This window comes from Streptomyces sp. NPDC056835 (assembly GCF_042789485.1).
In the GTDB taxonomy this organism is placed as follows: domain Bacteria; phylum Actinomycetota; class Actinomycetes; order Streptomycetales; family Streptomycetaceae; genus Streptomyces.
In genome coordinates this window covers 256,696-279,567 of the sequence record NZ_JBHUBB010000005.1, presented here as the reverse complement: position 1 = coordinate 279,567, position 22,872 = coordinate 256,696, and the positions used below count along the sequence as shown (strand labels likewise).

Genomic DNA, 22,872 nt, shown 5'->3' with positions numbered 1-22,872 from the left:
CTTTCGAGGACGATGAAGGGGAGGTCGTGAGGGGAGAGGGCGTTGATGGGAGAGGGCGTTGATGGGAGAGGGCGTTGATGGGAGAGGGCGTTTCGGTGTGCTGCCCGTCGTGCGGCAGCCGCCATACGTTGACGGCGTCGGTCTATCCGTGCGTGTGCGGGGCGCGGGTGGCACCGACGCTGTCCGCGGACGCCCGCGTGGAGGCGGTCACCCGGCGCGCCTGGGCGGACGAGTGGGTGACGGTCCGCTGTGCGGCCTGCGCGCGCGAGGACCAGTGGCCGAGGCCGGAGCTGGGCTGCCCGTGCGGAGCGATGCTGCGGATCGCGGTGGAGCCGGTGACACCCGAGGCGGTCCCACCCGAGCCGGCGGCGGCCACACCGGAGCAGGTCGCACCCGCACCGGGGCCGCCTCCGGTGGCGGCCAAGGCACCCGAGTCGCCCGCACCGGGGCCGCCCTCCCATATCCCGCTGCCCAGGACCGCCGCCTCGCCACGCCCCGGGTTCCGCCCGGTGACGATCCGTACGGCACATGACGCGGTGACGACGGCCGCGCTCTATCTGCGCTGGCTCGGGTTCAAGAGCGTCGTCGAGTCCGGGGAGCCGTCGGCGCCCGCTATCAGGACGCCCGGTTTCAGAATGCCCGGCATCGGTCTGCGCGGCCCCGATGTGGTCGCCCAGGTCGACCCGACCACCAGCCCGGCGTCCCTCCGCTCCGTCGAATGCCTCTGGCTCAACGGCATGAACGCGTCGGCGACGAGCGTCTACTTCTCCCTCGCGGGGTACGCGGACGACGCCCGCGCCCGCGCGGACGCCCTCCGCCTCCCGCTCTTCGTCCTCGACCTCACGGGCGCGCCCCAGCCCGTCAACGGCCCGGCGGACGAACTGGTCTCGTCCGGGGCGTGACACCAGGAGGAGTGGCGGGAACGGCCCGCGCCATAATCACTTTCATGCACATCCGTCCCGCCACCCCCGCCGACCTCCCCCTTCTCCAGGACATCGAACGGGCGGCGGGCGAGCCGTTCCGCGCGCTGGGGATGGCCGCCATCGCCGATGACGTGCCGCCCGCCCTCGATCTGCTGGAGCGCTACCGGCGGGCGGGCCACGCCTGGGTGACGGACGACGGGACCGGACGGCCCGTCGCGTATCTGATCCACGACACCGTCGACCACGCGGCCCACGTCGAACAGGTCTCGGTCCACCCGGACGCGGCCCGCCGGGGCGTCGGCCGCGCGCTCCTCGGTCAGCTCGCCGAGCGGGCCGTACGCGCGGGACTGCCCGCACTCACCCTCACGACGTTCGCCGAGGTCCCCTGGAACGCGCCGTACTACGCGCGGCTCGGCTTCCGTACCCTCGGGGAGGACGAACTCACCGACGGGCTGCGGGAGATCCGCCGTACGGAAGCCGAACACGGTCTGGACCGCTGGCCCCGCGTCTGTATGCGGCGCGATCTCTGACGCACCCGCCCGGGAACGGCAGGGGACCCTCAGGCCCTCAAAGGCCCCAAAGCCCCCGATGCCCCCCTCAGCCCCCCGAAGGTCCCGAGAACCGCTCGCGCAGCTCGATCTTCCGCACCTTCCCGCTCACCGTCATCGGGAACTCGGCCAGGATCTCCACCCGGCGCGGGATCTTGTAGTGCGCGAGCCGTTCCCGGCAGTACGACACGATGTCCTCCAGGGTCGGCGGAAGAGCTGGGTCGCGCGGGATCACACAGGCCAGGATCTCCTCCCCGTACTTCTCGTCGGGGACACCGACCACCTGCACGTCCGCGACCTTCGGGTGGCCGTACAGGAACTCCTCGATCTCCCGGGGCGAGACATTCTCGCCGCCCCTGATGATCATGTCCTTGATGCGGCCGACGATCCGGGCGTAGCCGTCCTCCCGTATCACCGCCAGATCGCCGGTGTGCATCCAGCGGCCCGCGTCGATGACCTCGGCCGTGCGCTCCGGCTCGTTCCAGTAGCCGAGCATCACGCTGTAGCCCCGGGTGCACAGCTCGCCCGCCGTGCCGCGCGGCAGCGTCACCCCGCTCACCGGGTCGATCACCTTGACCTCGATATGCGGCAGGGCCCGGCCGACCGTGCCCGTACGGCGTTCCAGATCGTCCTCGCGCCGGGTCTGGGTGGAGACCGGGGAGGTCTCGGTCATGCCGTAACAGATGGAGACCTCGGCCATGTTCATCTCGGCCACGACCCGTTTCATCACCTCCACCGGGCAGGGCGAGCCCGCCATGATGCCGGTGCGCAGCGAGGAGAGTTCGTACGAGCCGAAGTCGGGGAGGTCGAGCTCCGCGATGAACATCGTCGGGACGCCGTACAGCGAGGTGCAGCGCTCCCGTTCGACCGCGCGCAGTGTGGAGCCCGCCTCGAACGACGGTGCCGGGATGACCACGCACGCGCCGTGGGAGGTGGCGGCGAGGTTGCCCATGACCATGCCGAAGCAGTGGTAGAACGGCACCGGCAGACAGACCCGGTCGTGCTCCGTGTAGCCGATCGTCCCGCCCACGGAATAGCCGTTGTTGAGGATGTTGTGGTGGGAGAGGGTGGCGCCCTTGGGGAAGCCGGTGGTACCCGAGGTGTACTGGATGTTGATCGGGTCGTCGCAGGACAGCGTGGCCTCGCGCGCCAAGAGCTGATCTTCCGTCACCTCGCCTGCGGAGGCGAGGAGTTCGTGCCAGCTCGGGTCACCGATGTAGTGCGCGGAGCGCAGTTCGGGGCAGCGTGCGCGGACCTCCTCGACCAGGGCGCGGTAGTCGCTTGTCCGGTGTGCGAGGGAGGCGACGAGCACGGAGATCCCGGACTGGCGGAGCACGAACTCCACCTCGTGCGCGCGATAGGCCGGGTTGATGTTCACCATGATCGCGCCGATCCGCGCGGTGGCGTACTGCACGAGCAGCCACTCCGGGCAGTTGACCGCCCAGATCCCGACCCGGTCGCCCTTCGCCACGCCGCGTCCGAGCAGCGCCCGCGCCAGTTCGCCGACCGCCGCGCCGAACTCCGCGTAGGTCCAGCGCCGCCCGGAAGGTACGTCGACCAGCGCCTCCCGGCCGGGGAAGGCGGCGATCGCCCGGTCGAGGTTGGCGCCGATCGTGTCGTCCAGCAGCGGGGTCGTGCCGGTGCCGTGGGTGTACGAGTTCACCGTCGCGGCGCTCTCCGTCGTCATCGCAGGTCCCCCTCGTCGTACTCGGCGCCGGATCCCTCGGCCGTACGCTGCCGCAGTTCGATCCGGCGGATCTTCCCGGACACGGTCTTGGGCAGTTCGGCGAACTCCAGCCGGCGCACGCGCTTGTACGGCGCGAGGACCGCCCGGGAGTGGGCGAAGATGACCTTCGCCGTGTCGGCGCTCGGCTCCCAGCCCTCGGCGAGGACGACATACGCCTTCGGTACGGCGAGCCGCACCGGATCGGGCGCGGGGACGACCGCGGCCTCGGCGACCGCCTCGTGCTCCAGCAGTGCGCTCTCCAGCTCGAACGGCGAGATCTTGTAGTCACTCGCCTTGAACACGTCGTCGCTGCGGCCGATATAGGTGATGTATCCGTCGGCGTCGCGCGCGCCGATATCACCGGTCCGGTAGTAGCCGCCGGCCATCGCCTCGGCCGTACGGTCGGGGTCGCCGTGGTAGCCCGTCATCAGACCGACCGGACGGGCGGAGAGATCGAGGGCGATCTCCCCCTCCCGCGCGCCGGGCGCTCCGGTGACCGGGTCGAGCAGTTCGACCGTGAAGCCGGGGGTCGGCCGTCCCATGGACCCGGACTTGAGCGGCTGGCCCGGCGAGTTGGCGACCTGCACGGCCGTCTCGGTCTGGCCGAAGCCGTCCCTGATCGTCACGCCCCACGCGCGCCGGACGGTCTCGATGACCTCAGGGTTGAGCGGCTCGCCCGCCGCGACGGCCTCGCGCGGCGGTGTGCGCAGCTGGGACAGATCGGCCTGGATCAGCATCCGCCAGACCGTGGGCGGGGCGCAGAAGCTGGTGACGCCCGCCGCGTCCATCTCCGCCATCAGCCTGGCGGGATCGAAGCGCGTGTAGTTGTGGAGGAAGACGGTCGCCTCGGCGTTCCAGGGGGCGAAGAGATTGGACCAGGCGTGCTTGGCCCAGCCCGGTGAGGCGATGTTCAGATGGACATCGCCCGGCTTGAGCCCGATCCAGTACATCGTCGCGAGATGGCCGATCGGATACGAGACATGCGTGTGCTCGACCAGCTTGGGGCGGGCGGTCGTGCCTGAGGTGAAGTAGAGCATCAGCGGATCGTCCGCGTGGGTGGCGCCGTCCGGCTCGAAGGCCGCGGACCGGTCGTAGGCGTCCTCGTACGGGAGCCAGCCCTCGGGGGCGCCTTCCGGGCCGGCGCCCACCACGATCCTGGTGAAGCCGCCCGGGACCGTGTCGAACTTCCCGGTGTCCTCGGCGCGGACGATCACATGCGCGGCCCGGCCGCGGTCGATACGGTCGCGCAGATCGGCGGGGCCGAGGAGCGGGGTGGCGGGGATGACGACGGCCCGCAGTTTCATCGCGGCGAGCGCGGTCTCCCACAGCTCGACCTGGTTGCCGAGCATGACGACGACGCGGTCCTCGGCCCGTACGCCCTGCTCACGAAGCCAGTTGGCGGCGCGGTTGGAGCGGGCGGACATCTCGGCGAAGGTGACGCGGACGCGGCCGCCGTCCTCCTCGACGATATGCAGGGCGATACGGTCGTTGCCCCGCCCGTCCGTTCCTTCGGCGATCCGGTCGAACCAGTCCAGCGCCCAGTTGAAGCGCTCGGGACGCGGCCAGTCGAAGCCCTCGTACGCCGTCGCGTAATCCTCCCGGTGCGCCAGGAGGAAGTCCCGGGCCGCCCGGAACCGCTCGGTCGGATCGGCCGGACCATCGGCCGCCTCGGCCGCCGTCGGCTTCCTTGCCGTCATGTGTCCTCCTCATTGCCGGACCGCTCTCTGACATCGTGTAATCAGTGACGTGGGTCTCACCACCCCCGAATGGGGGTAATGGGCGGTGGCGACGGAAGGAAGAGACGTGGCCGAACCGGTCGAGGCGGTGGAGATGCGGGCCGCGCTGCTGCGGCTGCGCAGGACGACCGGGCTCCCGGTGGCGTTCGGCGGGCTGCTGCACGAGGCGGGACGGATGGACATCGCCGAGCTGAACGGCGCGTCGACGGGCGCACTGCGCGGCCTGGCCATCTCCTCCGGCTCCGGCCTGGGCGGCAAGTCCATCGCGCTGGCCCGGCCGTGCGCGGTGACCGACTACCGGGTGGCGCGGCACATCAGCCATGAGTACGACGCGGCGGTGGCGGCGGAGGGTCTGCGCTCGGTACTCGCGGTGCCGGTGGTCGTACGGCGCAGGGTGCGCGGGGTGCTGTACGGAGCCCTGCGCAGCGCCCTGCCGATCGGCGAGCGCACCTTCGACGCGGCGGTCGCCGCCGCGCGGGACGTGGAACAGGCACTGCTCGTACGGGACGAGGTACGACGGCTGCTCAGCGTGAGCCGCGAGCCCACGCCGGGCCCCGCGGCCTGGGAGGAGGTCCGCGCGGCCCACAGTGATCTGCGGGCGCTGGCGCCGCGCGTCGTCGACACGGAGCTGCGTGCGGAACTGCTCGACGTCTGCGGGCGGCTGGCGGGCGCGTCGTTCCCGATGGGCGCGTCCGTACCGGCGGGCACCGCGCCGCGCCCGGCCCCGGTCGCGCTGGCGCCGCGCGAGGTGGACATCCTGACCTGCGTCGCGTCCGGGTCGACCAACGCGGCGGCGGCAGCGCTGCTCGGTCTGCGGCCGGAGACGGTGAAGGGGTATCTGCGCTCGGCGATGCGCAAGCTGGGCACGCACACCCGGCTGGAGGCGGTGGTGGCGGCGCGCCGGGCGGGCCTGCTGCCCTGAGCGGGCCCATGCCCGCCCGAGCGGACCCGTGCCCATCCGAGCCGAGCCGGTGCGGGCGGCTCCGAGCGGGCCCGTCTCTGTCCGGCGCGGCGCCAGGACCGCGTCAAAATGCGGTCTCGCCAGGTCAACGCCGCGTTATGGCCCGGCCATCTCGCCCTCTCCGGGGCATAGCTTCCAGATGTCGGAGCGTACGGACGGCCCCGACGGCTCAGACAGCGATCGACTCCTCTGGGAGGACACCATGGAGCGCCTCATTTCCGAGGACGCGGACGGCGGTTCGGACCCCGCCCCGGCCGCGGACCCCGACGCCGACCCCGACGAACCCGGGACGGCCCGGCCGCTGTACGTACCCGTACGGCTCGGCTCGGCCGGTGGCCACCAGCTGCGGTTCGCGCGCACGCCGCTCGGCGCGCGGACCGCGATCGGCTTCACCAGCGGCCCGCGGCTGACCGCCGTCCTCGGTGAGGGACAGGCGTGGATCAGGCTCGCGGAGCCCGCGCTGCGCGCGCTCGCCGAACCGCTGGGCGCGGCCCTCGTGACCGTGGACCCTCAGCTGACCGCCCCCGCCACCGGCGGGCGGCCCGCACCGGCCGAGCCCTGTGCCCGGCGCGCCCTGGAGCTGCCGGAGGCGATGGCCGCATGACCACCGAACCTCTGCTGCTGGCCGGTGAGTTGCGCACATCGACGGTCTGGCCCGCGTCCGCCGTCCTCGCCCCCGGCGGTGATATCGCGGTGGCCGGAGTGTGTCTCACGGAGCTGGCCGAGCGCTACGGCACCCCCACCTATGTCCTGGACGAGGACGAGGTACGGGCCCGTGCGCGGGCCTGGCGACAGGCGCTGCCCGACGCCGAGATCGTCTACGCCGCCAAGGCGTTCCTGTGCCGCGCCGTCGTCGACTGGATGGAGCAGGAGGGCCTTGGCCTCGATGTCTGCTCGGCGGGCGAACTGGAGCTGGCGGCCACCCGCGGCTTCCCGCCCGACCGGATCGTGCTGCACGGCAACGCCAAGTCGCCGCAGGACCTGAGGACCGCGCTGCGCCTCGGTGTCGGCCGCGTCGTCATCGACTCGGCCTGCGAGACGGCCCGGCTGGCCGCGCAGGTCCAGGGGCCGGACGCGCAGCAGGTGATGGTCCGCGTACTGCCCGGGATCGAGGCGGGCGCGCACCCCAAGATCCGTACGGGAGCGGACGGCCAGAAGTTCGGGCTGTCCCTCGCGGACGGCAGCGCGGAGGACACGATCGCCCGCGTCCTCGGTCAGTCCCGGCTCGAACTCGTGGGCCTGCACTGCCATCTGGGCTCGCAGATCGCCGAACCGGGCCCGTACGCCGAGGCGGTACGGCGGCTGGTGGCGTTCCTGGCGGCCCTCCGTGACCGGTACGGGGTGACGCTGCCCGAACTGGATCTGGGCGGCGGTTTCGCGGTGGCGTATCTGCCGGGCGATCCGGCGCCGACACCCGCCGAGTACGGCACGCTGATCACCCGCACGCTGGCGAGCGCCTGCGCCGAGCACGGACTGCCGGTCCCGCGCCTGACGGTGGAGCCGGGCCGCTCGGTCATCGCCCCGGCCGGGATCGCCCTCTACCGGGTGCTGTCGGTGAAGCGCACCGCGGGCCGGGTCTTCGTCGCCGTCGACGGCGGGATGAGCGACAACCCGCGGCCCGCGCTGTACGGGGCGCGCTATACGGTCCGCCGGGTGGGACGCGCGTCCGACGCGCCGATGCGTACGGCCACAGTCGTCGGGAGGCACTGCGAGGCGGGCGACGTGCTCGCGGACTCGGTGGAGCTGCCGGAGGACATCAGGCCCGGGGACGTACTGGCGGTGCCCGCGGCCGGCGCGTACCAGGTGTCGATGGCGTCGGGCTACAACATGACGGGCCGCCCGCCGGTGGTGGCGGTCTCCGGGGGGAGATCGCGGCTGCTGGTGCGCCGGGAGAGCTTCGAGGATCTGCGCGCCCGGGATGTCGGCCTCTGACGCCAGGGGCTCCTACCGTCCCACCGTCATGTTCCTCGTGGGGTTCGACCTGGGCCGCTCCCGCGGCATGCTGCACGAACAGGACGATTCACAGCGGAGCCGAGCGAAGACGACAACGGCGAAATGAGGGCGCCGCCAAAATCACCGGCGGCGCCCTCGCGCAGGCCACACGTCGCCTGATGCGGCACCGGCGGGCGTTGCGGACAGGATCTGTCCTCGATCCGCCGCACGCATCACCCGTACGGGTGGAAAACTCGGCGACACGCGAGCGTCCGGTTTGTTAGCTTCCGGACCATGAAGCCGCTCACCGAGGACGAGATCCGCGGATCGTTCGTCAACTGTTCCAAGGGCGAGGCCCGCAGAATGAACCTCCCCCGGGAGCTGTCCGACCTGCCCTGGGCCGATCTCGACTTTCTGGGCTGGCGGGATCCAGGCGCTCCCGACCGCGGCTATCTCGTGACGGAGCGTGCGGGCGCCTGGGCGGGTATCACCCTGCGCGGTCCGTCGTCCGGGCAGAAGAACTTCCTCAAGTCGAGCATCTGCTCGATCTGTGTCACCCCGCACGCCGCCTCCGGGATAGATCTGATGACCGCGCCCAAGGCCGGCGTGGCGGGCCGGCAGGGCAATTCCGTCGGTATGTACATGTGCGCGGACCTGGCGTGCCCCCTCTACGTCCGGGGCAAGAAGAAGTCCCTCGGCCGACGGCTTGAGGAGTCCCTCACCCTGGAGGAGCGGCTGACCAGGGCCCGGACGAATCTGGACCGCTTCCTGGACAAGCTGTACGAGGGCGCGACGACGGCGCTCTGACGGCGCGGCCCGTGGTGCCGGTACGGGGACGGCGGCCCGGGGTCTCCCCGGACCGCCGTCCCCTCGTGCCGTACGCGCGTCTCGTCCTTCAGACGCCCCGCGGCCCCACCGGTCGGCGGGACGGGCGCGCGAGGGTGTAGCCGGCGATGCCCGCGAGCGTGCCGAGCACACCACCGGCCACGGTCCAGATCCAGCGGTCGGTCCACCGGCCGGAGGACCAGCCGCCCTCGGGCTCGACGCCGGAGGCGGCCGGCCGCGCCCCGTCGCCCGGACCACTGTCGCCGCCGGTCGCGGTGCCGTCTCCGTCGTCGGCCGCCGCGACGGTGGTACGGCCCGGGGTCAGCGGGACGGTCAGCCGACCGCCGACCGCGGAGGACCCGCCCTTGTCCGGCGTGGCGGCCTCGATCTCCGCCCGTACCGGCAGCCCGAGGTCCACCTCCTGCGCGTTCAGGACCGTCAGCCGTACGTAGTAGCTGCCCGGCAGCGGATCGTTGGACCAGGGCTCGGCCCAGGCCCGTACGGTGCGCAGCGTGCAGCGCAGCTCGACCGTGCGCGCGTCGGCCGCGAGCGCCTTGGTCCGGGCGCCGTACACGCACGGCTGGCGGCGGCGCAGTCCGTCGTAGACGTCCACCTGCCAGGTGGTCGCGCCCTTCCTGGCCGCGGCGGACTCGGGGAGCGTGACCTTGGCGGTGACGGTCGGGCGCTGCCCGGCGTCCGCGGGGAACACCCAGTACAGGTAGTCGCCCGAGGAGCCGTCCGCCGTGGCCCGCTGGCCCGGCCGGAACGCGGTGGCCGTACGGAACGAGGTGCCCGCCTCGGTCGGCGCCGCCGCGCTGTCGGAACTGCCGGAACTGTCGGACGAGCTGCCGGTGGGTGTCGGGGTCTCGTCGGCGACAGCGCTGCCCGCCGTACCGAGAAGCAGCACACCGGCCAGCAGGGAACCCGTGAACATACCGGTGATACGCATCAGTTGCTCCTCCATACGAGACGCAGGCGCGAGAGCCAGCCCCAGAGCAGTCCGGCGACCAGTCCGGTCAGGGCCAGGGTGCCGAGCAGCCACCAGCCGCGGCCGAGACCGAACGCGGCGAGGTCGGAGGGCACGTCGGGCGAGTCCACCAGGTCGACGGTCAGCTCGACGGGCAGGCCGGGGGTGGTCTTGACGGCGGCCGGCGCGGAGAAGGCGTTGCTGACCTGGAGACAGACCGTCTCGGGGGCCGGCTTCACATCGTCCTCGTCGTCGAGCGGCGGCTTCGGATAGCGCAGCCCCGACGAGATCACGTCCGTGCGTCCGTCGCCCGCTTCCGAGCCTCGGACGATCTCCCTGCCGTGTACGGTCACGGCGCGCAGCAGCACACCGTAGTCCGGGTTGACGGCGCGGTCGGCGCCGACGCTGACCGAGGCGCGCAGCTCCTGGCCGGGCAGCACGTCCACGCGGTACCAGCGGTGCTCGGAGAACTTCTCGCGGTCGCTGTAGAGGCCGGGCTTGATCCGCGGGGCGTCGGCGCAGCGCGCGGCGCCCTCGGTGGCCACCGGGGTGACCACGGGGTCGGCCGCGCGGTCCACCAACTGCGTGACCCGGCGCGAGAGTTCATCGGTGTGCTGGACGGAGGTGAAGGTGCCGCCGGTGGCCTCGGCGATACAGGTCAGCTGCCGGCGGGTCTTGTCGTCGGGGACGAGGCCCAGGGTGTCGATGGTGAGATGGATTCCCTTGGCCGCGATCTCACGCGCGACCTCGCAGGGATCGAGCGGGGCGCAGGTGTCCTCGCCGTCGGTGATGAGGACGATTCGGCGGGTGGCGTCGCCTTCGCCCTCCAGGTCGTCGGCCGCGCCGAGGAGCGCGGGGCCGATGGGGGTCCAGCCGGTGGGGGCGAGTGTGGCGACCGCGGTCTTCGCCTCGGTGCGGTCCAGCGGCCCCACCGGGTAGAGCTGCTTGGTGTCCTTGCAGCCGACCTTGGTGTCCTTGCCGGGGTAGTTGGCGCCGAGGGTGCGGATGCCCAGCTCCACTTCCCGCGGAACCGCGTCGAGCACTTCGTTGAACGCCTGTTTCGCCGCCGTCATCCGGGACTGGCCGTCGATGTCGCGGGTCCGCATCGAGCCGCTGACATCGAGGACCAGATCGACCTTCGGGGCCGGTTTCCCGGTAGGTTCGTCGGCGGCGGCAGCGGCGGGAGGGAAGAGCCCTACGGCCAGGGTGGCCACCAGACCGCACACGGCGGCTGCCGGCCATTTACTTATGATCATCGCCGGATGATAGTGAGATCGGCCCCATGGCATCAAACGGAAACTGATGACCCGTCAGCTTCATAGCCGACCCCCCGAGGTGACGTCATGCACGGGAACGCCGAACCGTCCGAGCCCATCACCGGGTCCGCCGGTGGACCGGACCGCCACCATCCGAATCGCCGCCGCTTCCTGGGCGCGGGAGTGCTCGCCGCCGCCTCGGTCGTCGCCGCGGCGCCCGCTCCGTTCGCCGCTCCCGCGTCCGCCCCCGGCCCCGCGTCCGCCCGCCCCCGCGCCGCCGCCCGGCCGCTGTTCCTCGGGACGTACACCTCCGTCGAAGGCGGCGGCACCGGCGTCGGCCTGGCGACGTACGACACGGTGACGGGCACGATCTCGGGCGCCGGTACGGTCACCGGCGTCGGGGACCCCTCGTATCTCGCCATACATCCGGACGGCACCACGCTCTACACCGTCAATGAGCGGCAGGACGGCGGTGTCACGGCGATCGCCCTGCCCGGGGCCGGGGGCGGGAGCCCGACCGTGCTCGGTACGCGCGCCACGGGCGGCGCCGGGCCCACCCATCTGTCGGTACACCCCGGCGGACGCTGGCTGCTGAGCGCCAACTACACCTCGGGGAGTGTCGCCGTACACCCCATCGGGGCCTCGGGCGCGCTGGGCGAACGTACGGACCTGGTCACCCACTCCGCTCCGCCGCCGGGCCCCGGACAGCGGGGGCCGCACGCCCACCAGATCCTCACCGCACCGGACGGCGGTCATGTGCTCGCCGTCGACCTGGGCAATGACACCGTCTATACGTACCGTCTCGACACCTCCGCCGGGACGCTGACCCAGGTCTCGTACGCGCTCCTGCGCCCCGGCGCGGGCCCGCGCCATCTCACCTTCCATCCGTCGGGCGCGTTCGCCTATCTGGCCAACGAGCTGGACAACACCGTCGTCGTCTGCGCGTACGACCCCACGACCGGTGAACTCACCCCCGGCGAGCCGCAGTCCACCGGCGCGGGGCAGGCGGGCGGCAACTTCCCGGCCCAGCTGGTGGTCACCGGCGACGGAGCCTTCGCGTATCTCGCCAACCGCGGTCACAACAGTCTGACCCGGTACGCCATCGAGGCGTCGGGCGCGCGGCTGCGGCTGCTCGACACCGTGCCGGTCGGCGGCGACTACCCCCGGCACCTCGCTCTCTCCCCCGCCGGGGACCTGCTGTTCGCCGCGAATCAGCGATCGAACTCCGTGACGGTCTTCCATGTGGACCCCGGCAGCGGCGAACTGCGCTCGGCGGGCCCGCCGTTCAGCTCACCGGTGGCTGTCTGCGCGCTTCCGCTTTAGAGCGCTCGCCCGCTTCTGTCAGGGGCTCGCCCGCTCGCCATGGGGCCGACGTCCCGCTGCCGCGCCATGCCTGGAAGACATCGGAGATCGGAGATCCTATGGGATATGCGACACGCGCCGGGCCACCGCGGCCAGATGCCCGCGCATGGCGACAAGCGGGCGCTGGGGGTCGCCGGACTCGAACGCGGCCAGGATCGCGGCGTGTTCGTCCACGGCCCGCTCGATATCCGTCGTGCCGTGGTCGGCGGTCTGCCGCAGCCGGTGCACCTGGGCGCTCAGGGACTCGGCGGTCCTGAGGAGGAAGCGGTTGCCGGAGGCCCGGATGATCGTGAGGTGGAATTCCCAGTCCGCCGCGAAACACTCGCGCAGATCGGAGAAGTCCGCCGGCCCGCCGTGGGCACCCCGCGACTTCCGTACGCGATGGGCGCGGAGCACATGCCGGGCGTGCGCGGCCCGCAACTCGGGCACCAGGTCGTCGGCCCGGGAGGCCGCGCGCTCCACGGCCGCGGTCTCCAGGATCGTACGCATGTCGAACAGCTCCGCGAGCTGTTCCGGTGACAGCGGCGGGGCGACGCGATAGCCCTTCAGCGCCACCCGCGAGATCAGTCCGGTGTGTTCGAGCTGGACAAGCGCCTCGCGCACCGGGGTCGGCGACACCTCCAGCTCCCGGGCGAGGGAGTCGATACCGAGCGAACTCCCCGGCGGGGTCGAGCCGTCGAGCAGCCTCTCCAGAATCGCGTCGTACACACCGTCGCGGAGAGCGCGGCGAGGCACTACCGGCTTACGGCCGACGGCCGGGGCGGCCAGTGCGCTGCTCTCGTTCCCGTTCATCTCGCTCGCCATCCTAGACGGGTCATTCCGGCCGGCCGGTCAGGTCGTCGGAGCGCCTCCAATTGAATAGATCCTATAGGGTCTATGATCCACTTCCCGGTCCGGCCACCACTGACAGACCCGGAGACGACGATGTCCCACACCGCACAGGACCGGCCCATCGGCGCCGCCGTCCTCCGGTTCCCGAAGATCCGGTTCTTGACCGCCGAAAGCGGGGGCGTCGGCCACCGGCCCGAGGGGGGCAGGCCGTGACCGTGCTGACGAACGACCCGCGCGCCTTCGCCGACGAGGCCCTGGCCGGGTTCGCCGCCGCCCACGCCGAGGACATCCGTACGGTGCACGGCGGCGTCGTCCGCGCCTCGGCCACCCCGCCGGGCCAGGTGGCCCTCGTCATCGGCGGCGGTACCGGCCACTACCCCGCGTTCGCCGGCTGGGTCGGCCCCGGCTTCGCGCACGGCGCGGCCTGCGGACATGTCTTCGCCTCCCCCTCCGCCTCGCAGATCTGCTCGGTGGCGCGCGCCGCCGACAACGGCGGCGGTGTGATCCTCGGCTTCGGCAACTACGCCGGGGACAACCTGCACTTCGGGCAGGCGGCCGAACAGCTCAGCGCGGAGGGCATGGACGTCAGGACCCTCGCGGTCACCGACGACATCGCGTCGGGACCCCCCGACGACACCGCGCCGCGCCGGGGCATCGCGGGCGATTTCTCCGTACTGAAGATCCTCGGTGGAGCGGCCGAGGCCGGTCTCGGTATCGACGCGGCCGTACGCGCCGGCCGCAGGGCCAACGCCGCCACCCGCTCGCTCGGCCTCGCCTTCGGCGGCTGCACCCTGCCGGGCGCGGACCGGCCGCTGTTCACCGTCCCCGCCGGGCGGATGAGCGTCGGCCTCGGTATCCACGGCGAACCCGGGATCGCGGAACTCCCCCTGCCCACCGCCGACCGGGCCGCCGACCTCCTGGTGGACACGATCCTGGCGGAGCGGGCGGTGGCATCCGCCGGTGTGGGCGGATCCGACCGGGTGGCGCCGCTGCTCAACGGCCTGGGCGCGACCAAGTACGAGGAGCTGTACGTCGTCCACCGCCGGGTGGCCGAGCGGCTGGCCGCCGAGGGCCTGACCGTCGTCGCGCCGGTGGTCGGCGAGCAGATCACCAGCCTCGGGATGGCCGGCCTCTCCCTCACCCTGACCTTCCTCGACGACGAACTGGAAGCGCTGTGGACGGCTCCGGCCGCCACCGCCGCCTTCCGCCGTGGTGCCCTCATGCCCCGGCCGCCGCGTACCGACGATCTGACCACCGTGCACCGGGTGCCTCCGGTCGTACCGGGCGGTCCTGGTTCGCGAGCCCTGGGGGCGCGGCTGGCCGAGGCCCTGCTGACGGTGCGCGACACCGTGGTGGCCCACGAGGCGCGGCTCGGGGACCTCGACGCCGTGGCGGGCGACGGCGACCACGGCATCGGAATGCGGCGCGGAGCGGAGGCCGCGGCGGCTGCCGCGCGGGAGGCGGTGGCCCTCGGCGCCGGCGCCGGTACGGTGCTCGCGCACGCCGGCGCGGCCTGGTCGGAGCGGGCCGGCGGCACCTCCGGCGCGCTGTGGGGCGCGGCGCTGACGTCGTTCGGCGCGGTGCTCGGAGACCACGACGGCGTGACGGCCGGATCCGGCGGCGGCAGTGCCGGACACGGCATCGGTAGGGCCGGACGCGATGTGGGTATGGCCGAACGGGACGGCGCCCGGCTGACCCGTGCCGTACGGGCCGCCGTGGACGCGGTGCTGCGGATCGGCGGAGCGAGACCCGGCGACAAGACGCTGGTGGACGCCGCCGTGCCGTTCGCCGACCGGCTGGAGGCGGCCCTGCCCACGGCCGGGTTCGCCGCCGCGTGGGCACAGGCCGCGCGCGCCGCGGGCGAGGCCGCCGAGGCGACCGCCGCGATCGCCGCGCGCCTGGGCCGGGCCCGTACCCACGGCGTCCGGGGTCTCGGCTCACCCGACCCGGGGGCCATCTCGTTCGCTCTGATCGTCGCCGCCCTCACCCCCGGCTCCTCCAGCGCCCCCAACGCCCCTAACGCCCCTAACGCCCCCAAGGAGAAACGCTGATGCCGCGCAGCACCGCCACGAGGGCGCGCGCCCGACCGGGCGGTGGGGCTCAGCGGATGAGGGTGCGGCGGAACGAGGCCGGGGTGAGTCCCGTGCGACGCAGGAAGAACTTGCCGAAGTTGGTGGCCTCGCTGAAGCCGAGCCGACGACCCACCGTCGCGGCTGCCAGGTCGGTGTAGGCGAGCAGCCGTTTGGCTTCGAGTGTGATCCGGGCGTCCAGCACTTCGCGCGCGGAGAGGCCGGTGGCGGCGGTGCTCGCCCGGGTCAGTGTGCGCACGCTGTAGCCGAGCCGGCCGGCGTAGTCGGCCACCCGGTGGGTTCGGGCGAAGTCGCGTTCCACTTCGGCGGCGAACCGGGCGGCGATGCTGTCGGGGTCGCCCAGGGCCGGGCCGGCCGTATCCGTGCGGCCGATGCGCAGCAGCATCACGCTGAGCAGGTGCCGCCGGGCCTCGTCGCCGGACGCGGTGTGGCAGTCGGCCTCCAGGCGCAGCTGACGGGCCATCTCCCGGATGCCGACGTACGCCTCGGCGTCGGGGCGCCAGACGGGGCTCCGGTGGATGTCCCCCAGCAGCCGCGCCAGCTCGGTCGAGGGTGAGGCGGGTACCTCGTCGGTGAAGAGCACCAGCTCCCCGTCCACCGGGGGACCGAACCGCTGCACCTGACCGGGTCGTACCCACAGCACTGTCCCGGGGCCGAGCCGGTACTCGACGAAATCCACCTCGTGCCAGGTCTGCCCGGCGTCGACCAGCATGAGCCGGTGAAACCCCGTGCGGTGCGGTTCGCCGAGCGTGTTCACGGCGCGACGGCCGAGTTCACCGCGGTCGAGCACTTCGAGTTCGAGACCCGGTCCGTCCGGCGCCTTGAACCCGACGTGCCGCAGGCCATCACGTCCGATCGCGACCATGTCGAGTCCGCTCGTCACCTTTCCGGGCAGTCTCCCATTTTAGAAGATCGAAGCATCGATCGAAGAATCGATGAGGCAGAAGGGAGACTGTCATGAGCAGGGTAGTTGTGTTCGGCGCGGCCGGGCAGCTCGGACGGCGGATCGTGGCCGAGGCCGCTCGCCGCGGTCACGAGGTGACCGCCGTGGTGCGCCGCACGGAGACCGCTCCGGCCCTTGCCGAAGGAGTGGCCGTGGTGGCGGGAGACGCCACCTCGGCGGAGTCGGTCGCCCCGTTGGCCAAGGACGCCGACGCGCTGGTGACCGCCGTGAGCGCACCGGGCCGGGAGATCTACCGCACGGTGGCTCGGACGATGGTCGGTGTCGTCGCGGCGCTGCCCGATCCGGCGCCCCGGATCATCCACCTGGGCGGTGGGGCGACACTGACCACCCCGGACGGGACCCGGATTCTGGACCTGCCGTCCTTCCCCGCGGAGTACCTGGACATGGCCTCCGGACAGGCCGAGGCGCTGGACTTCTACCGGAACAGCACGGGGGTGACCTGGACGTATGTCTCACCGCCGCCGGTGCACTACGCGGTGGGTGACCGGACCGGCACCTACCGTACCGGGCTGGACCAGCCGGTCACCGGGGCCGATGGCGAGTCGAGGCTGAGCTACGAGGACATGGCCGTGGCCGTGGTCGACGAGATCGAGCACCCGAGGTTCCTGAACACCCGGTTCACGGCCGGCTACTGAGCGCGGTCGCCCAGGCCCTGTCCACCGCGGCGAGGCGCGGCGGCGTAGCGGCACCGCGGCACCACGGCCCCGCCCCCGGTGGTTGGATGGCGGCAGGCTCGTTCCCGGCTCGCACCGCGCTCCCACGGCGCTTCCCGCTCCCGCCGGCGGCCCGGGCCCAGACTGGAGGTCGCACGATGGGGACGAAGGGCCGTACGGGCCAGCCCACCCTGGAGGAAGTCGCCGCGCTCGCGGGCGTCGGCCGGGGCACGGTGTCCCGTGTCATCAACAACTCGCCCCGGGTGAAGGACACCACGCGCCATCTGGTCGAGCAGGCCATCGCCCAGCTCGGCTACATACCCAACCGGGCCGCCCGCGCCCTGGCGGGCAGCCGTACCGACGCCGTGGCCCTGGTGATACCCGAGACCGAGAAACGCTTCTTCGCCGAGCCGTACTTCTCCGAGATCGTCCACGGCGTGGGCGACGGCCTCGCCGATACCGAGCTGCAGCTCCTGCTGACCCTCGTCCGTACGGAGAAGGAGCGCCACCGCTTCCTCCAGTACGCCCGCGCCCGCCGGATCGACGGGGTCCTCCTGGTCTCCGTCCACGACAGCGACCCGCTGCCCGATCTGCTGGCCGAGATGGAGATGCCGACGGTCCTCGGCGGACGCAGATCCGGGGAGGAACCGGTGTCGTACGTCGACTCCGACAACGTGGGCGGCGCACGGGCCGCCGTACGCCATCTGTCCTCGTCCGGACGCCGGGCGATCGCCACCATCACCGGCCCGCTGGACATGTACGTGGCCCAGTGCCGCCTGCGCGGATACGAGGAGGCGGTACGGGAACACGCCACCGGCCCCGCCCCTTCCTGGATCGCGCACGGCGACTTCACCGAGGAGAGCGGGCGCCGCGCGATGGCGGAACTGCTGCGTCTCCACCCGGATCTCGACGCGGTGTTCGCCGCCTCCGACCTGATGGCGGTGGGCGCCCTGCACGCCCTGCGGGCGGCGGGCCGCAGGGTCCCCGAGGATGTGGCGGTGGTGGGCTTCGACGACTCCCCCCTCGCCCGCCACACGGACCCCCAACTGACCTCGGTGCGCCAGCCGGTGGAGGAGATGGGACGCACGATGGCCCGGGTGCTGCTGGAGGCGATCAACGACACCTCGGCGGCCTGGCAGCACGTGGTACTGCGCACGGAACTGGTACGACGGGCCTCGGGGTGAACGGTCCCGAGCAGTCGACGTTTCCCCTCAGCTGGGCGTGCTCAAGTCCGGACGTGCGCTGAGGTAGAGACGGCTGGTGGGTGAGTCGGGGTCGTACAGCGCCGTCATGTACTCCCAGGTGGAAGCGAGTGCGGTACGTACGTGGCCCGGCAGTTCCGGATCGGTGCTGATGCGTTCCCGGGCTTGACGGTGGAGGTCGGCGACGAGCGCCGAACAGTAGTCGGCGGCACCGGAGGCACCCACCAGAGCCACAACGGTCTTGAGGTCGACGTCAGCTCCGGCGAGGTACGCGGCGAGCTGATCACGGCCTTCCAGGGCGAGCCTGTCAAGCGCCGCGCGGATCAGCACAGTACGCCGTCGCCTGGCCAGGTCCGAGGTGTTGGCGATGGTAAGCGCGGGCTCCGAGACCTCATCGCTGCTGAGGACTCTGGCGAGTTCGGTAAACCCAGCCACATCGTTTTGGACTTGGAAGCCTTGACAGAGCGGGATTCCGGCCTTCGTCACGCGTGAGAGGGCGGCGCGACCGAGACCGGCCAGTGTTCCGGCCAACTCGATCGAGCACATGAGATACGGCACGAACTGGAGCGCGTGAATTCGCAGGATGTCTGCCTCCCGGACCGCGGTGACGTCCCGGCATACGTCAAGGTGCAGCTGTTCGATCTGCCCGGCGGCGACCAGAGCGCCGTTCGCCTGGAACAGCTCGCACAGCCGCGCGCGAACTGCGGCGGGCAGGTTGGAGCGGACGATCGGCAGCGGCGCCAGGCCGGCGAGAATGTCGCCGGCGAACAGAGCGGCGCTCGCCGCCTCCCCCGCACCGAAGGAGCTCCGCAGGGCGTGGTGCGCGGTCGGATGGCCACCACGTCGGGTGTCACCGTCCACGATGTCGTCGTGGAGGAGGATCGCACCGTGCCGGATCTCCAGCGCGGCCGCCACCGCGATGAGATCGTCGCGGTGGAAAACCTTGGTTCCGAGGACATGCGCCGCGTGGAGGAACGCCATGCCCAGCAGTCGCTTGCTGGGACGGATGAGGTAGGCGGCCGCCGCGTCGTACACGTCCCGTTCACTGATCCGGGCGGTGAACCGTTCGGCGTCTGACAGACGGATCAAGGTCTCTTCGAGCTGACGCTGCCAGCTGATGAGGGTCTTGTCGGACGGCTTGGTCATGGCGGCGCTCCTCCACAGGGCGTCAGGAAGTGCTGTCAGGCCAGGGGACGTCGGTCTCGACGGGCGCGGTGTAGTCGACGCCGGGCACCGCGAAGCCGTAGAGACGCCGAACTTCGGCGTGGAACCAGTCGAGGTCGGCCAGTTCGGTGATCATGTCGGTGGTGGCGGTACTCCACCGCTCGGCGACCGCAGCCTGCACACCGTGATCGAGTTCCCAGGTGTCGAGGCGTACGCGGCCCTCCCCATCGAGGTCGAGCGGGCGGGCACCGGTGAGCCGGTCCCACAGCTCGGTGAGCTGAGCGACCGGCTGCATCATGCCCTCGCCGAGGACGCCGCGCAGCAGCCCGACATAGAGCGCGATGCCCGGGATGGCGGTGGAGGACTGAGTGACGGCGGCGCCGTTCACGGACGTCACCGCGCGCCCACCGACGAGCTTGGCGAGACGCTCGTCGAGGATGCGAGCGGTCTGTTCGAGGTGAGTCTTGGCGGCGCCAATGGTGCCCTGCCGGTAGATCGCGGCGGTCAGGGAGGAGCCGATATAGGAGAGCGCGGCGGTGGTGAAACCGGTGGCGAGGAGTTCGCGATCGGCGAGGTGGTCGATCCACCGCTCCCAGTCGGAGCCGCCCATCACGGCGACTGTCTGATCGATGTCGTCGCCCTCGGCCGGCTGGGTCTCGACTTCCTTCACCTCGGGTGCGCCATGGTCGGTGAAGACGAGCGTCTTGGTGCGGTACGTCTCACCGACAGGTTTGAGGACCGAAGCGTAAGTGACTCCGGTGTCGGGGTCGGTACGGCGCGGGGCCGCCACCGAGTAGATGAGGTAGTCCAGGCGCCCGCCGAAACGCTGCCGGATGAGTTCGGAGACCTCCTCCTTCATGGCATCCGAGAACGCGTCACCGTTGAGGAAGACCATCTCCCGGCCTTGGCCACGGGCGAGTTCCGCGGTGGCTGCCGTGCGGTACCAGCCGGCCGTTCCGGTGAGCCGCCCGGGCGCCCTCTCGAAGCAGACTCCGATGCCACGGATGCCTGCTCGGGCAAGTCCCGCGATGGTGGCGGCCAGCCCGTACCCGGCGGAAGAACCGATGACGAGTGCCACCGGTGCTCTGTCCGGAGCCGCGGCGGGGGAAGGGACGGCCCGCCACATACCCTCCACCAGACGCGCGCAGCCTTCCGGGTGGGAGTCGAGGAAGAGAAAGCCGCGATTGCGTGGGGTGATGACGCGCTCTGTCATGGATGCGAGCCCTTCAGGTCGTCGTGGGGCGAAGGCGCGGCGACCGTCAGAACGCGCACCGCGTCCCGCAAGTCTGCGACGGTACGGACACGTGCGGTCACCTCGTCCGGAACAGTAATACTCAGGCGGTCTTGGAGGGTTTCCACCAGTTCGAGCAGGGTGAGGCTGTCGACTCCGAGATCGCGCTCCAGCAGCGCGTCGGGCTCGGCGCACGCTCCGCAAGGGCGCCCTGTGATCCGTACCAGGACCTCGCCGATCACCGTCGATGTATCGATACTCATCGGCCGCCCTCCCAACCATCGGGGCGGCCCAGCAGCGCGGCGATGGGGATCAGCGGAGCGAGGCTCCGGTGACCGGTCGCTTCACCGGTCACCTCGTCATGACGGTCGATCAACAGGGAACAGGAGTCGCAGAAGCTCGTGCACGTCGTCTTCTCCGTGTACGAGCGGGGTACGACGTCATGCAGGGCCGCCAGCCCGCCGCCGGCCCGCACCCGGGCGACGTAGGCGGACGAGCCGGCACGCGCGATGAGGTCGGTGGCCCGCTCGCGCAGCATGTTGCCGAACGCCAGCTTCTCGGGGACGTTGAACGCGGCGCAGGTGTACCAGTCGCCGTGCTCTTTCAAAAGCGACGTCGGCAGGACGTAGGCAGGGCCGGAGAGAGGCTGGTGACGGTACGTTGGAAATGGCAAAAGGCGACGTCGAGCTACATCCGCTCGTCCACGTACGTAGACACCGCGGCTGGAGTATGGAACAACTCGCCCGCGCCTTGTCGGTCACCGCCCGCAGACGCGGTTTGATCTACAACCCCGCCCGAGACCGCATCTACAAATGGGAACACCGCCTGGCCACCCCCAGCGAGGACTACCAGATGCTCCTGGCCGACGTCCTCGGGATCGAGCAGTCCCGTGTCGTCGCGCTCGGATAGCCTTGGTGGCTCCCCGCCTTCGACACTCCGCATCCATTCGGCACCCGTGGCAGCCGCGCTGCCCTCACGGAGGTATTGGTGGCACAGGCATACCCCGACCGCCGAGCATTCCTCGCGCTCAGCACGACGGCCCTCGTCGGTGTAGCCCGGGACTGGGCGGCCATCGAGCCCGAGCGGCTGTCCAGCGCCTTGCGTGGCCGCCGAGTTGACGAAGCCCTCCTCACTTGGCTGGAGTCCGGTGTCGATGAGCTTCGTACGCTGACCAACGCCTCCGGGCCCGAGTGCATTGATCTGGTTCAGTCACTGCTCAGGACCAGCGTCAAGCTGATCGACGCCGCCACGTACGACCAGCCCGCAGGCCGCCGGCTCCATCAAGTGGCCGCAGCAGCCGCACAGTGCGCGGGATGGCTACACTTCGACCAACGCGAGTACGCGGCGGCTCAACGTCACTGGAACGTCGCACTGCACGCCGCTCACGTCGCGGCCGATCGCGACCTCGGGGCGGGTGTGCTTTCCGACCTCGCCTACTCGGCGACCTGGCTCCAGCACCCCGGCACCGCGATCGAGATCCTTGAGCACGCCCATAGCCGGACTCGCTCCGCCGCGGCCCGCTCACTTCTGGACTTACGCCGCGCCCGCGCCCTGGCGGTCCTGGGCGACGCCCACGCCACCGGCCGTGCCCTCTCCTCCGCCGAGAAGGAACTCGACCGATCCCAGCCCGGCGCGGCACCGGCCTGGGTTTCCTGGATGTCCCCGGCCGACCTCGCCGTCGACGCCGGACGCGCCTGGCTGGACCTCGACGAGCCTGTCCGTGCCGGCCAATCCCTCGACGAAGGACTGCGGCTGCTGGACCCCGCTCGCGCCCGAACCCGGTCCGTCGTCCTGGCCTACCGCGCCGAGACCGCGCTTGCCCGACGTGACGTATCGGCTGCGGCCGACGACGCGCGCACCGCTCTGGACACAGCTCTCAGTACGAAGGCCACCCGGTGCGTCACCCTGGCCCGAGGCACCCTCGACCGCTTCGGACCGCATCGTGAACACCCAGCGGTCAAGGAACTGTTCGCTTACGCGAGCGCCTCGGGGTGAACGGTCCCGGCAGGTCGGCGCCGTTCCGTGCCGTATCCCGTGGGGGACAGGGCACGGAACGGCGACCGCTCAGGCTCAGAGCGAGCCGAGCCGTTCCAAGGGGAACGGCGGCTGCGCCAGTGGGCGTACGGCGAGCCGGGTGAGCGGCAGGACGTTGTCGTCGCCCGCCGTGCGGTTGGCGTGCAGTACGTCGCAGTGGACGCAGCGGTGGACGAGTACCCATTCGCCGTCCCCGCGTACGGAGATGGCGACCGGTTCCATCCGGGCACCGCAGTCGGCGGCCCGGTCGCCCGGGGTGTCGTCGACATGACGGCTCCACAGGCAGTTCGGGCAGTGGTTGCGGTGGCCGGTGCCTGCCGCGGTCATCGGTACGTCGAGACCGCAGTGGAGACAGCGGAAGGACTCGGCGCGTGCTTCGAGGCGCGCGCGTCGGGAAGTGTTACGGGAGTTGCGGGGCATCGTGAGAACGACTCCTGGTGTGATGCTCGGACGGTCGGGGGTGAACG

23 protein-coding genes are annotated in these 22,872 nt (G+C 71.6%); 12 read left to right on the top strand and 11 right to left on the bottom strand.

The features are described 5' to 3' along the window. Positions 1–77 precede the first annotated feature (77 nt). Both ACFRMN_RS08370 and ACFRMN_RS08365 read left to right on the top strand, forming a co-directional pair. A complete protein-coding gene (locus tag ACFRMN_RS08370) occupies positions 78–902 on the top strand; it encodes a hypothetical protein (protein WP_383015171.1) in 825 nt (274 codons plus the stop codon). Between the two features lie 44 nt (positions 903–946). Further along, entirely contained in the window at positions 947–1,453 is a 507-nt protein-coding gene (locus ACFRMN_RS08365; RefSeq protein WP_383015168.1) for a GNAT family N-acetyltransferase, read from the top strand. Between the two features lie 67 nt (positions 1,454–1,520). Here ACFRMN_RS08365 and ACFRMN_RS08360 read toward each other — a convergent pair whose 3' ends face one another. Both ACFRMN_RS08360 and ACFRMN_RS08355 read right to left on the bottom strand, forming a co-directional pair. Then, entirely contained in the window at positions 1,521–3,158 is a 1,638-nt protein-coding gene (locus ACFRMN_RS08360) for an AMP-binding protein (RefSeq protein ID WP_383015165.1), read from the bottom strand. Further along, complete coding sequence (locus ACFRMN_RS08355) at positions 3,155–4,894, bottom strand: AMP-binding protein (RefSeq protein ID WP_383015162.1); 1,740 nt, start codon at positions 4,892–4,894, stop codon at positions 3,155–3,157. The genes ACFRMN_RS08360 and ACFRMN_RS08355 overlap by 4 nt, the downstream gene beginning before the upstream one ends. Before the next feature lie 106 nt (positions 4,895–5,000). Here ACFRMN_RS08355 and ACFRMN_RS08350 point away from each other — a divergent pair, with 106 nt between their 5' ends. From ACFRMN_RS08350 to ACFRMN_RS08335, 4 genes are all read left to right on the top strand, one after another. Then, on the top strand, positions 5,001–5,855 hold the full coding sequence (locus ACFRMN_RS08350; RefSeq protein WP_383015159.1) for a response regulator transcription factor: 855 nt from the start codon (positions 5,001–5,003) through the stop codon (positions 5,853–5,855). A 241-nt stretch (positions 5,856–6,096) separates the two neighbouring features. Beyond that, positions 6,097–6,498, top strand: coding sequence for an SAV_915 family protein (locus tag ACFRMN_RS08345; RefSeq protein WP_383015157.1), 402 nt, complete (start codon positions 6,097–6,099; stop codon positions 6,496–6,498). After that, positions 6,495–7,826 carry a diaminopimelate decarboxylase gene (lysA, locus tag ACFRMN_RS08340; RefSeq protein WP_383015154.1) on the top strand — a complete coding sequence of 444 codons (1,332 nt, stop codon included), beginning with the start codon at positions 6,495–6,497 and terminating at the stop codon, positions 7,824–7,826. The genes ACFRMN_RS08345 and lysA overlap by 4 nt, the downstream gene beginning before the upstream one ends. A 294-nt stretch (positions 7,827–8,120) precedes the next feature. Continuing rightward, positions 8,121–8,633, top strand: coding sequence for an FBP domain-containing protein (locus ACFRMN_RS08335; RefSeq protein ID WP_383015151.1), 513 nt, complete (start codon positions 8,121–8,123; stop codon positions 8,631–8,633). 88 nt (positions 8,634–8,721) lie between these two features. On the opposite strand, the gene ACFRMN_RS08330 is transcribed toward ACFRMN_RS08335, so the two are convergent. Continuing rightward, a complete protein-coding gene (locus ACFRMN_RS08330; protein WP_383015148.1) occupies positions 8,722–9,600 on the bottom strand; it encodes a hypothetical protein in 879 nt (292 codons plus the stop codon). After that, positions 9,600–10,874: a VWA domain-containing protein gene (locus ACFRMN_RS08325; RefSeq protein ID WP_383015145.1), complete on the bottom strand. Its 1,275-nt coding sequence runs from the start codon at positions 10,872–10,874 to the stop codon at positions 9,600–9,602. Before ACFRMN_RS08325 ends, ACFRMN_RS08330 begins: the two co-directional genes overlap by 1 nt. An 87-nt stretch (positions 10,875–10,961) precedes the next feature. Between ACFRMN_RS08325 and ACFRMN_RS08320 the strand changes: the two genes are divergently transcribed. Beyond that, positions 10,962–12,197: a lactonase family protein gene (locus ACFRMN_RS08320; RefSeq protein ID WP_383015142.1), complete on the top strand. Its 1,236-nt coding sequence runs from the start codon at positions 10,962–10,964 to the stop codon at positions 12,195–12,197. A gap of 96 nt (positions 12,198–12,293) precedes the next feature. On the opposite strand, the gene ACFRMN_RS08315 is transcribed toward ACFRMN_RS08320, so the two are convergent. Further along, positions 12,294–13,028 carry a GntR family transcriptional regulator gene (locus ACFRMN_RS08315; protein ID WP_383015139.1) on the bottom strand — a complete coding sequence of 245 codons (735 nt, stop codon included), beginning with the start codon at positions 13,026–13,028 and terminating at the stop codon, positions 12,294–12,296. 248 nt (positions 13,029–13,276) lie between these two features. On the opposite strand from ACFRMN_RS08315, the gene ACFRMN_RS08310 reads away from it, so the two are divergent. Continuing rightward, positions 13,277–15,118 (top strand): dihydroxyacetone kinase family protein, encoded by a 1,842-nt coding sequence (locus ACFRMN_RS08310; protein ID WP_383015136.1) that lies wholly within the window; start codon positions 13,277–13,279, stop codon positions 15,116–15,118. A 49-nt stretch (positions 15,119–15,167) separates the two neighbouring features. On the opposite strand, the gene ACFRMN_RS08305 is transcribed toward ACFRMN_RS08310, so the two are convergent. After that, entirely contained in the window at positions 15,168–16,040 is an 873-nt protein-coding gene (locus ACFRMN_RS08305; protein ID WP_383015133.1) for an AraC family transcriptional regulator, read from the bottom strand. A 74-nt stretch (positions 16,041–16,114) separates the two neighbouring features. On the opposite strand from ACFRMN_RS08305, the gene ACFRMN_RS08300 reads away from it, so the two are divergent. Together ACFRMN_RS08300 and ACFRMN_RS08295 are read left to right on the top strand one after the other, a co-directional pair. After that, the gene (locus ACFRMN_RS08300) at positions 16,115–16,756 is read left to right on the top strand and encodes an NAD(P)-dependent oxidoreductase (RefSeq protein ID WP_383015130.1); all 642 of its coding nucleotides are present in this window, start codon (positions 16,115–16,117) and stop codon (positions 16,754–16,756) included. 176 nt (positions 16,757–16,932) lie between these two features. Continuing rightward, on the top strand, positions 16,933–17,958 hold the full coding sequence (locus ACFRMN_RS08295) for a LacI family DNA-binding transcriptional regulator (protein ID WP_383015127.1): 1,026 nt from the start codon (positions 16,933–16,935) through the stop codon (positions 17,956–17,958). A gap of 27 nt (positions 17,959–17,985) precedes the next feature. Here ACFRMN_RS08295 and ACFRMN_RS08290 read toward each other — a convergent pair whose 3' ends face one another. Genes ACFRMN_RS08290 through ACFRMN_RS08275 form a run of 4 tightly spaced genes read right to left on the bottom strand, consistent with a single transcriptional unit; the run spans position 17,986 to position 20,978 of the window. Then, positions 17,986–19,122 (bottom strand): polyprenyl synthetase family protein, encoded by a 1,137-nt coding sequence (locus ACFRMN_RS08290; protein ID WP_383015124.1) that lies wholly within the window; start codon positions 19,120–19,122, stop codon positions 17,986–17,988. A 22-nt stretch (positions 19,123–19,144) separates the two neighbouring features. Then, positions 19,145–20,353 (bottom strand): enoyl-[acyl-carrier-protein] reductase FabV, encoded by a 1,209-nt coding sequence (gene fabV / locus ACFRMN_RS08285; RefSeq protein WP_383015121.1) that lies wholly within the window; start codon positions 20,351–20,353, stop codon positions 19,145–19,147. Next, positions 20,350–20,634 carry a phosphopantetheine-binding protein gene (locus ACFRMN_RS08280; RefSeq protein WP_383015118.1) on the bottom strand — a complete coding sequence of 95 codons (285 nt, stop codon included), beginning with the start codon at positions 20,632–20,634 and terminating at the stop codon, positions 20,350–20,352. The genes fabV and ACFRMN_RS08280 overlap by 4 nt, the downstream gene beginning before the upstream one ends. Continuing rightward, positions 20,631–20,978 carry a hypothetical protein gene (locus tag ACFRMN_RS08275; RefSeq protein WP_383015115.1) on the bottom strand — a complete coding sequence of 116 codons (348 nt, stop codon included), beginning with the start codon at positions 20,976–20,978 and terminating at the stop codon, positions 20,631–20,633. The genes ACFRMN_RS08280 and ACFRMN_RS08275 overlap by 4 nt, the downstream gene beginning before the upstream one ends. 122 nt (positions 20,979–21,100) lie before the next feature. Between ACFRMN_RS08275 and ACFRMN_RS08270 the strand changes: the two genes are divergently transcribed. Next, on the top strand, positions 21,101–21,280 hold the full coding sequence (locus tag ACFRMN_RS08270; RefSeq protein ID WP_383015112.1) for a hypothetical protein: 180 nt from the start codon (positions 21,101–21,103) through the stop codon (positions 21,278–21,280). Between the two features lie 78 nt (positions 21,281–21,358). After that, positions 21,359–22,366, top strand: a complete 1,008-nt coding sequence (locus ACFRMN_RS08265; protein ID WP_383015109.1) for an XRE family transcriptional regulator — start codon at positions 21,359–21,361, stop codon at positions 22,364–22,366. Positions 22,367–22,441: 75 nt separating this feature from the next. Here the strand turns inward: ACFRMN_RS08265 and ACFRMN_RS08260 are convergent, their stop codons facing one another. After that, positions 22,442–22,825, bottom strand: coding sequence for an RNHCP domain-containing protein (locus tag ACFRMN_RS08260; RefSeq protein ID WP_383015106.1), 384 nt, complete (start codon positions 22,823–22,825; stop codon positions 22,442–22,444). Positions 22,826–22,872: the final 47 nt, after the last annotated feature.

Bases quoted from the DNA above. Each gene is read 5' to 3' on its own strand.
- lysA (WP_383015154.1), top strand. From the start codon at position 6,495: ATGACCACCGAACCTCTGCTGCTGGCCGGTGAGTTGCGCACATCGACG.
- ACFRMN_RS08280 (WP_383015118.1), bottom strand. From the start codon at position 20,634: ATGAGTATCGATACATCGACGGTGATCGGCGAGGTCCTGGTACGGATC.
- ACFRMN_RS08315 (WP_383015139.1), bottom strand. From the start codon at position 13,028: ATGAACGGGAACGAGAGCAGCGCACTGGCCGCCCCGGCCGTCGGCCGT.
- ACFRMN_RS08335 (WP_383015151.1), top strand. From the start codon at position 8,121: ATGAAGCCGCTCACCGAGGACGAGATCCGCGGATCGTTCGTCAACTGT.
- ACFRMN_RS08325 (WP_383015145.1), bottom strand. From the start codon at position 10,874: ATGATCATAAGTAAATGGCCGGCAGCCGCCGTGTGCGGTCTGGTGGCC.
- ACFRMN_RS08360 (WP_383015165.1), bottom strand. From the start codon at position 3,158: ATGACGACGGAGAGCGCCGCGACGGTGAACTCGTACACCCACGGCACC.
- ACFRMN_RS08300 (WP_383015130.1), top strand. From the start codon at position 16,115: ATGAGCAGGGTAGTTGTGTTCGGCGCGGCCGGGCAGCTCGGACGGCGG.
- ACFRMN_RS08295 (WP_383015127.1), top strand. From the start codon at position 16,933: ATGGGGACGAAGGGCCGTACGGGCCAGCCCACCCTGGAGGAAGTCGCC.
- ACFRMN_RS08290 (WP_383015124.1), bottom strand. From the start codon at position 19,122: ATGACCAAGCCGTCCGACAAGACCCTCATCAGCTGGCAGCGTCAGCTC.
- ACFRMN_RS08355 (WP_383015162.1), bottom strand. From the start codon at position 4,894: ATGACGGCAAGGAAGCCGACGGCGGCCGAGGCGGCCGATGGTCCGGCC.
- ACFRMN_RS08370 (WP_383015171.1), top strand. From the start codon at position 78: ATGGGAGAGGGCGTTTCGGTGTGCTGCCCGTCGTGCGGCAGCCGCCAT.
- ACFRMN_RS08330 (WP_383015148.1), bottom strand. From the start codon at position 9,600: ATGCGTATCACCGGTATGTTCACGGGTTCCCTGCTGGCCGGTGTGCTG.
- ACFRMN_RS08365 (WP_383015168.1), top strand. From the start codon at position 947: ATGCACATCCGTCCCGCCACCCCCGCCGACCTCCCCCTTCTCCAGGAC.
- ACFRMN_RS08320 (WP_383015142.1), top strand. From the start codon at position 10,962: ATGCACGGGAACGCCGAACCGTCCGAGCCCATCACCGGGTCCGCCGGT.
- ACFRMN_RS08345 (WP_383015157.1), top strand. From the start codon at position 6,097: ATGGAGCGCCTCATTTCCGAGGACGCGGACGGCGGTTCGGACCCCGCC.
- ACFRMN_RS08270 (WP_383015112.1), top strand. From the start codon at position 21,101: ATGGAACAACTCGCCCGCGCCTTGTCGGTCACCGCCCGCAGACGCGGT.
- ACFRMN_RS08260 (WP_383015106.1), bottom strand. From the start codon at position 22,825: ATGCCCCGCAACTCCCGTAACACTTCCCGACGCGCGCGCCTCGAAGCA.
- fabV (WP_383015121.1), bottom strand. From the start codon at position 20,353: ATGACAGAGCGCGTCATCACCCCACGCAATCGCGGCTTTCTCTTCCTC.